Below are 7,829 nucleotides of genomic sequence, written 5' to 3' on the forward strand. Positions count from 1 at the left end.
AAAAAAACAAATATTTATATTAAATTTAATATAATTGATCAAATGTGGGCTGTACCATATAGATATAAATACTATGAAATTCCTCAAGAACAAATTGAAGATTTTTTAAGTGGGAAAATAAATTTTAATTTTACTGTTGATATAAATGATTTAATAAAAAACGAAAAAGACTTAGAATTATTTAGAATAGATAATTTAGATATGACTTATTGGAAGAAATTTATTTTTTTAAACAGTTTTTTGTTGTGTTAAATTTAAAATTTTGTATTTAGTTAAGAATTTCAATTTAAAAATGTTTAATTTAATAAATTTTAATTTTTTTAATTTTAAGTAAAGAATTTTAATTTAATAAATTTTAATTTTTTTTTTAATTTTTAGTAAAGGATTTTAATTTAATAAATTTTAATTAATAAACTTTAATTTTCATATTAAAAAATAGGTGTAAAATATGTCAAATACTGAAAAAGTCATTTGTTTAGTTGATGGTGAGCATTACTTGCCTGTAACTAAATCTGCAGTAGATTCAATTTCCAGTTTGGATCATATAGAAATCATTGCTCTTATTTTTATAGGGGGAACTGAAAAGCTTAAGTTGGGGGATGAGGATACATACAGCGACATCTTGAACGTTCCTGTATTCTTCGGACCTGACAAGCATGAAATTCCCTATGATTTGATTGAGGAAAAAATCATTGAATTAGGTATTGATAAGGTAATTGACTTAAGTGATGAGCCTGTATTGGATTATGCAAAACGTTTCAATATAGCATCAATTGTACTTTCCTGCGGTGCGGTTTATGAAGGTTCTGACTTTAGGTTTGAACCGATTACACAATATGACATTATGGAAAAGCCATCTATAAAGATTCTTGGAACAGGTAAGAGAATAGGAAAAACCGCCGTTTCAGGATTTGCTTCCCGTTTGATTGATAAGAACAATTATAATCCCTGTGTTGTGGCAATGGGTCGTGGAGGGCCTGAAGAGCCTGAGATTGTTCATGGCGGTGAAATAGAAATTAGGCCAGAATATCTTCTTGAGCAATCAAACAGAGGTGTTCATGCTGCAAGTGACCATTGGGAAGACGCTCTTATGAGCCGTATCTTAACCATAGGTTCAAGACGTTGCGGTGGAGGAATGGCTGGCGATGTATTTTTCACAAATATGGAAAAGGCTGCAAGGAAGGCAAATTCTGAAGACTGTGAGTTTGTGATTTTTGAGGGAAGTGGTGCTGCAATACCACCAATCAAGACAAACAAGAATATAGTTCTTGTTGGTGCCAATCAGCCAATTGAAAACATCAAATCCTATTTTGGCCCATTCAGAATAAGATTAGGGGATTTGGTTATTATTACAATGTGTGAAGAGCCGATGGCAAGCGCTGAAAAAATCAGAGAAATTGAGGAGTTTATTGGAGAAATCAATCCGAATGTTGATTTCATCTCTACAGTATTTAGGCCTAAGCCTTTGGGAGACATTGAAGATAAGAAGGTTTTATTTGTAACCACTGCTCCAGAATCCGTAAGGGATGTTTTAATTGATTATCTTGAGGAGAAATATGCCTGTACTGTTGTTGGATTAAGTTCCCACCTATCCAACAGGCCTCTATTGCAGGAGGATATTGACAAATATAAGGATGATGTTGACTGTATCATAACTGAACTTAAGGCTGCAGCTGTTGACGTTGTTACAAAGGAAGCCATTGAGTCTGGAATTGAACTGATTTACTGTGACAATATTCCTGTACCTATTGGCGAGAATTATCCTGACTTGGAAAAATCCATCTTGAATCTTGTAGATTCTGCCATAGATGATTTTAATGGGGAGTAATTAAGATTCAAATATGATTTCATAAATAAATTATTTAATGAATCATTAAATAATGGTTTAGATTCTTTATTTTCAAATATTTTATTTTAAGATTTTGATAATTTAATGTGTGGTAAAATGACTAAAATTTGTCCTGATTGTGGAAAAGAGCAAGAAGATATTAATAAGTTTTGTAAAAATTGCGGTTGCAATTTGCTTAATGTAGCAAGTGTTGATGGCAGCAATGGTTCTGATAATGTGTCTGCAAGTTTCGGAGGTGCTGGAGCTGTTGATGATGGAATTAAAAGATGCAGCGTATGCGGAACTGAACTGATTCGTAATGAAAAGTTCTGTCCTCACTGTGGTCAAAGAACTGGTTTAGGGGGAGTTCATGCTTCTTCTGAAGGCAGTTTTGCAGGAGGATTTGATTCTTCTGAAGGTAGTTCTGCAGGAGGATTTGATTCTTCTGAAGCCAATACTAATTCTGATGGTAGTTCTGCTGGTCAATCTGGCTATTCAAGAGGAACTTTTTCAGATTCCCAAACAAATCAAAGAAAGCCGGCAAAGAAAAAACATCCTATATTGTCTTTAGTTTTATCATTTTTTTATCCGGGGCTTGGACAGATATATAATGGAGAAACCTTGAAGGGAATATGTTTTATATTTGCAGCAATTATACTGGCATGCAGTGCTTTTATAATTGGCGCTTTAGGATATATTTTATTTTGGATATTTTGGGTCTATGCATTGTACAATGCATATACCGTTGCTAAGAGAATAAATGAGGGAACCTATATTATAGAAAAATAAAAAATCAATTAAAATAAGTTTAAATGGGTTTAATATTTTTTAATAGTTTAATAGTTTTTTTAGGTTTAATAGTTTTTAATAGGTCTAAATAAGATTAAATAAAGATTTGAATTAGATTAAAATTAGATAAAATTAGGATTAAAATTTGATTAATTAGGATTAAAATTTAGTTTAAAATTTAGTTTAAAATTTAGTTTAAAATTTAGTTTAAAATTTAGATTAAAATTAGGATTAAAATTATTAAAATTATTAAAATTATTAAAATAAGTCAAATAAGTAAAATAAGTAAAATAAGTATTTTTTAAAGTTTAAAAATTCTATTTTTTCAAATAAAATTTATTAAACTTTAAATTCTTTTTTTTATTTATTCATGGAATGTTTCAGGGTAATACTTGTCAATTCTACTTACATAGAAGTATAATACAATTATTTCAATTATTCCTCCAATGATGTTTGCTAAATTGATTCCATAGTACACTCCCATGTCCTTAAGTCCAATAAATAAGAAAATGCAAATCAGAGTCAATACAATTTGCTTAAGGAAAGTAAATCCAAGGCTGTAAGATCCTTTTCCAAAACTTTGGAATATGAATCCTGAAATGATACTTAAACTGCTGAAAACAACATAAACAGAAAGAATGATGGTAATTTCACTAATTTCCTTATTTAATCCTGCCCCACCAAAGAGCATTGCCAGCTGATTTGAAAAAACCGCAGTCAATATGCCTACTATTAATGCTCCTGCAAATCCTATTATGTGGGTGTATTTAAACATCTCATGAATTGTTTGTGTTCTTCTTGCACCGTATAAAGCACCGAATACGCTTATTGCACCTGTTCCTATTCCTACAGGAATCATGATTCCAATACTTACAAGTCTCCATACTGTGGTGAAAACTGCAACTGATGTTGTTGTTGCAACCCAAACCAAGATTATGTTGATTACCATACTGAAAATGGACATTAAAATCTGTTCCATACTTGCTGGAACTCCTACGCCAATGATGTCCTTGTAGATTGCGGAACTTCTTTTATAGCTTCTCATGTCAAGCAATGTTTCATTTTTAAGATATGTCCAGTAGATAAAGAGGAGCAAACCTATTAGGTTGGCAAGAACTGTTGCGATTGCAGCTCCCTTAACCTCCATATTGAATGTGTAGATAAATATAGGGTCTAGGATGATGTTTAATATTGCTGAAACTGCAAGAGGTATTGTAGCCTTTGTTCCCTTGTTTTCAGATCTGTAGACTCCACTGAACACATTTGTTACGATGATTGTGAAACTGCCTAGCATAATCCAGAATCCATAGCTTTTGGCAAGTTCCAAAACATTTGCCCCGCCGATTGCAATGAGTATCGGTTCAAGGAATATGATGATTATTGCTGGGATGACTATACTTGCAATTACACTTAGGATAAGTCCATGGACACCGCTGTTACCCGCATCCTCAAATCTATCAGCTCCGATAAAACGTGCTATTGAAGAGTTTACGCCGGAACTTATTCCTATTCCAACACCTATTGTAATGATGAATAATGGTGTCACAATTCCGATTGCCGCAAGTGCTTCAGCTCCAAGTCCGCTAACCCACATTGCATCTGCAATATTGTTGACCATGGTTAAAAGAAGTGATATGATCATTGGAATGCTTAATCCAATAACACTTTTTTTAGGTTCGTTTAACAATGCATCTATTTCCATGATTCAGACTCCGCAGATGGAGCACATACTAAACCTATGGAATGATTTAATATAATTTTATAGAAAAAATTTCCTTGCATAATATCACTGAATTTTTTTATAAGAATATGGATATCTTTGTATCCGTACTACTTTTATTTAGAAATAGTTTGAATAATTATGTTAAATTGATTATTTTAATCAGTTTTTTTTAAACTTTTAAATGATTTTCATTTTTAGTTTGTTTTTTATAAAACTTTTTATTTTTAATTTTTTAAATGATTTTCATTTTTAGTTTGTTTTTTATAAAACTTTTTAAGAAAGCCCATTTAATTTTTTCATGTATTATTGAATAAATCCATAATTTTTTATCTGCAATAATTTAACAAAAAATAATTTTTATGAATATTTTTTAAATATTGTTCAAAATTATAAAAATTTTTTTCTTATATAAATGCTTTATATAATATATAAATGGCAATTATGTTATATTATCATTAATACATTGTTTTAAAATAGTTATATTTAATATACTATATTTTAAGATAATTATTCAACAAAATAGATTATATTATTTATTATTTAAAAATCTTTGTATTTTTAACTTTTCTTATCTGAAATTTTTTTTATTTTTAAAAAACTTGGTTTTATTTTTTTTAATTTTTTTTAAGTTAGTTTTTTTTAAAAAACTTAGATTAAATTTTTTTCAAATCTCTTGGTTTTTTCTTTAAAAAAAATTAAATTTCAATTATCCTAAGGTTTAAATATTTTATTAAACTTATATATTTATGAATAATTTTTTATAATACTATATATTTATTAAAGTATAGATATGGTGAATTTTAAGGCAATATTTGTTTTTTATTGTCTCTTTTAAAATTTTTGCCTTTTTAAGTTTATAAAATTCAATTATAAAAAGATTATATTGATAAATTAAATGATTAAATTAAATAAATTAATTAATGATGGGTGATAGCTTGAAAGTTATTATTGATGCAGCTAATGTTGCTCATTTTCAAAAAGAAGAAGGTTCAAAGGCTAAATTAAAAAACATTACCTTGGCTGTTAAGGCTTTGGAAAAGGGTCATCATGACTTTTTAATTATAGCTGATGCTTCATTACGTCATAATATTGATGATAAGGAGACTTTTGTAAGATTGGTTAATGACGGCATAATTGATGAGGTTCCAGTTGGTACCATTGCTGATCATTATATTCTTGAAATTGCCGATGAGGAAAATGCAAAGGTTTTGTCTAATGATAAGTTCAGAGATTTCATGGCTGAATTCCCAGATATCAACAGTATGAGAATATCCTTTTCAATAAAGGGTGATGAATTGATTATGGGTAAAACCAAAAAACCTAAAAAGGTTAAAAACCTATTGCAAAACATCTGTGATGAAATCTTAAATGAATTGGATAGGAAAAGATGGGTTGTATATACTGGAAAGGAAACAACCAAGTTCACTCCCCTCAATGTGGCAAAACAGGCTATTTTAATTCTTGATCAATCAGAACAGGATAACATGTCCTCTAAAATTGAAGGAATCTTCTCCAGATTGCCAATGTTTGACAAGGTAATGGAAATGGTTGATGATGTAGAGACATCAGTTCCATATGTGATCTTTGTTCTAGTTCATCCTAAAGATTATAAGGCTGCAGTTAAGGATGCAGGTAATATTTCAGTAACTGTTGCAGACAGATTAAGACTTGTACATAAGCCTTTAATTGCAGTTCGTAACGATTTATTCATTAAACCCGGTTATTTCGGTTTGAATATTGTTTTGACTGATGAGGTGGAGGACAATGCTCCATACAATATTGAGATTCAGACAAATACATATGATGAGATATTCATTAAGAAGAACTCCAGAAACATTGCAAGTACAATTGCAGGAAGATTAGGTTCCTGGAAGTTCCCATTTGTATCAGTTAAACCGAATATGATTTTGGAAAAACCTGGAGACTTTGAAATTTATTTGGAAAAGAATACTAAGAAAAAAGACAAGAAGGATAAGAAATAATCTAATTGAAATGGGTTAAATATTAATATGCATGAAAAATATTTTAAAATGTTTTATTTTAAAAAGAAAGTATTCTTAAGTTATATTTTTTTAAAACCTTTTATTTTAAAAAGAAAGTATTCTTAATTATATTTTATTAAAACTTATTAGGGGGTCAATTATGGCTGATCATGGTTTATTGAGAAGTGTTATTTCATTAATTACAAAACATGATATAATTAGTATAGGTACTAAGTATTTCCCAACCACTCCAATAGAAACAGAGTATGTGGACATGTTTAATTACACTCAAACTATGCTTATGGAAATCGATAAGGCTCATATTACTACAGAAAGTATTTTTACTAATTTGGTTAGGGATGTAGGTCGTGAAAACATTCCTGAAAATCATAGTTTTTATGAATTGCTTCCGGCTCAAGATAAGGTAGAGGAATATGCACTTGTAAGTAATATCATAATGGGTAGTGACCGTTATATGTATATTGAGCTTTCAGAACCATCCTATATCATTAATTATTTTACTGACATTATTATTAAAGAAAAAGGAGAGATTATTGAAAGAAGTGAAACTGAGCTTGTTTCAAAACTTATGAGCAAGAATGATGCAATCCGTGTAGCAATCAAGCTTGTTGGAATAGGGCTTGACAATGGAATTCGTGTAAGGGCTGCTGCCGGAATGACAGGTGCTGCAGCTATTGAAAGGTCAATCAAGTTCAACAAGGAGGTTGGAGACGTTCCTGGAGTTGCATTTACAAAGCTCGGCGGTGAATATGCCCTTGTTTTGGACAGTCCATTCACATTAGGTGAATCAGAACCGCCTGAATATCAACAATATCTCTTCATTGATATTGTAAACTCAACCGATTTCATTTCCAAGCATGGTAGAAACAAGCTTGTTGAATTGATGACAAGTGTAAAGGAGTTTATGGAAGACTGTGATGGAAAAATTGAAGGTTATCGTGAAGGTGGAGATGACTTAATCGCAAGATTCCCTAGTAAGGATGTAGCTATTCGTGCAGGTTTGGACTGTGCATGGTTTATTCTCAATAATGGTGCCAAAGTTAAGATTGGTATTGGAAGAAGCAGAAGGGAAGCTGGTGAACGTGCAAATATTGCAGAGGGAATTAAGGGTTTCGGCCCATTGTCCTTGGTGGTATTTGACTTGGCAAATGGTTTATATGCATACAATGTTCCATCCGACTTTTCAAGAACCTTGTGCGATCTCTTTGCAAACAAGAAGGGAAAACTGATAACTGCCTTTTTATTGGTATTTATATTGTCCTACTTGCTTGCGATTATGGGAATGGGCATTTACGGCTTTTTGGTTTTAATAATAATTGTGGCTTATTACACTTACAAGTAAATAAGTTAATTACAACTAAAGCAATTTTAATTTATTAATTTTGCTCAGTTTTTTAATTTAAATTTAATTTATTAATTTATTAATTTTGGTCAGTTTTTTAATTTAAATTTAATTTATTAATTTATTAATTTTGGTCAGTTTTTT

6 protein-coding genes are annotated in these 7,829 nt (G+C 30.4%); 5 read left to right on the forward strand and 1 reads right to left on the reverse strand.

The window, feature by feature from the left end; translation table 11 throughout:
- From Q0138_RS08530 to Q0138_RS08540, 3 genes are all read left to right on the forward strand, one after another.
- A partial coding sequence (locus Q0138_RS08530; RefSeq protein ID WP_297983412.1) for a hypothetical protein occupies positions 1-252 on the forward strand: 252 nt, incomplete at its 5' end.
- A gap of 196 nt (positions 253-448) precedes the next feature.
- On the forward strand, positions 449-1,828 hold the full coding sequence (locus Q0138_RS08535; protein ID WP_297983414.1) for a 2,3-diphosphoglycerate synthetase: 1,380 nt from the start codon (positions 449-451) through the stop codon (positions 1,826-1,828).
- Between the two features lie 117 nt (positions 1,829-1,945).
- Positions 1,946-2,617 carry a zinc-ribbon domain-containing protein gene (locus Q0138_RS08540; RefSeq protein WP_297983416.1) on the forward strand — a complete coding sequence of 224 codons (672 nt, stop codon included), beginning with the start codon at positions 1,946-1,948 and terminating at the stop codon, positions 2,615-2,617.
- A 364-nt stretch (positions 2,618-2,981) separates the two neighbouring features.
- On the opposite strand, the gene Q0138_RS08545 is transcribed toward Q0138_RS08540, so the two are convergent.
- Positions 2,982-4,319 carry an MATE family efflux transporter gene (locus tag Q0138_RS08545; RefSeq protein WP_297983418.1) on the reverse strand — a complete coding sequence of 446 codons (1,338 nt, stop codon included), beginning with the start codon at positions 4,317-4,319 and terminating at the stop codon, positions 2,982-2,984.
- Positions 4,320-5,275: 956 nt separating this feature from the next.
- Here Q0138_RS08545 and Q0138_RS08550 point away from each other — a divergent pair.
- On the forward strand, positions 5,276-6,322 hold the full coding sequence (locus Q0138_RS08550) for a Zc3h12a-like ribonuclease (RefSeq protein WP_297983420.1): 1,047 nt from the start codon (positions 5,276-5,278) through the stop codon (positions 6,320-6,322).
- A gap of 160 nt (positions 6,323-6,482) precedes the next feature.
- On the forward strand, positions 6,483-7,685 hold the full coding sequence (locus Q0138_RS08555; protein WP_297983423.1) for a hypothetical protein: 1,203 nt from the start codon (positions 6,483-6,485) through the stop codon (positions 7,683-7,685).
- Positions 7,686-7,829: the final 144 nt, after the last annotated feature.

It is taken from the genome of uncultured Methanobrevibacter sp. (assembly GCF_937906425.1).
Lineage (GTDB): Archaea > Methanobacteriota > Methanobacteria > Methanobacteriales > Methanobacteriaceae > Methanobrevibacter.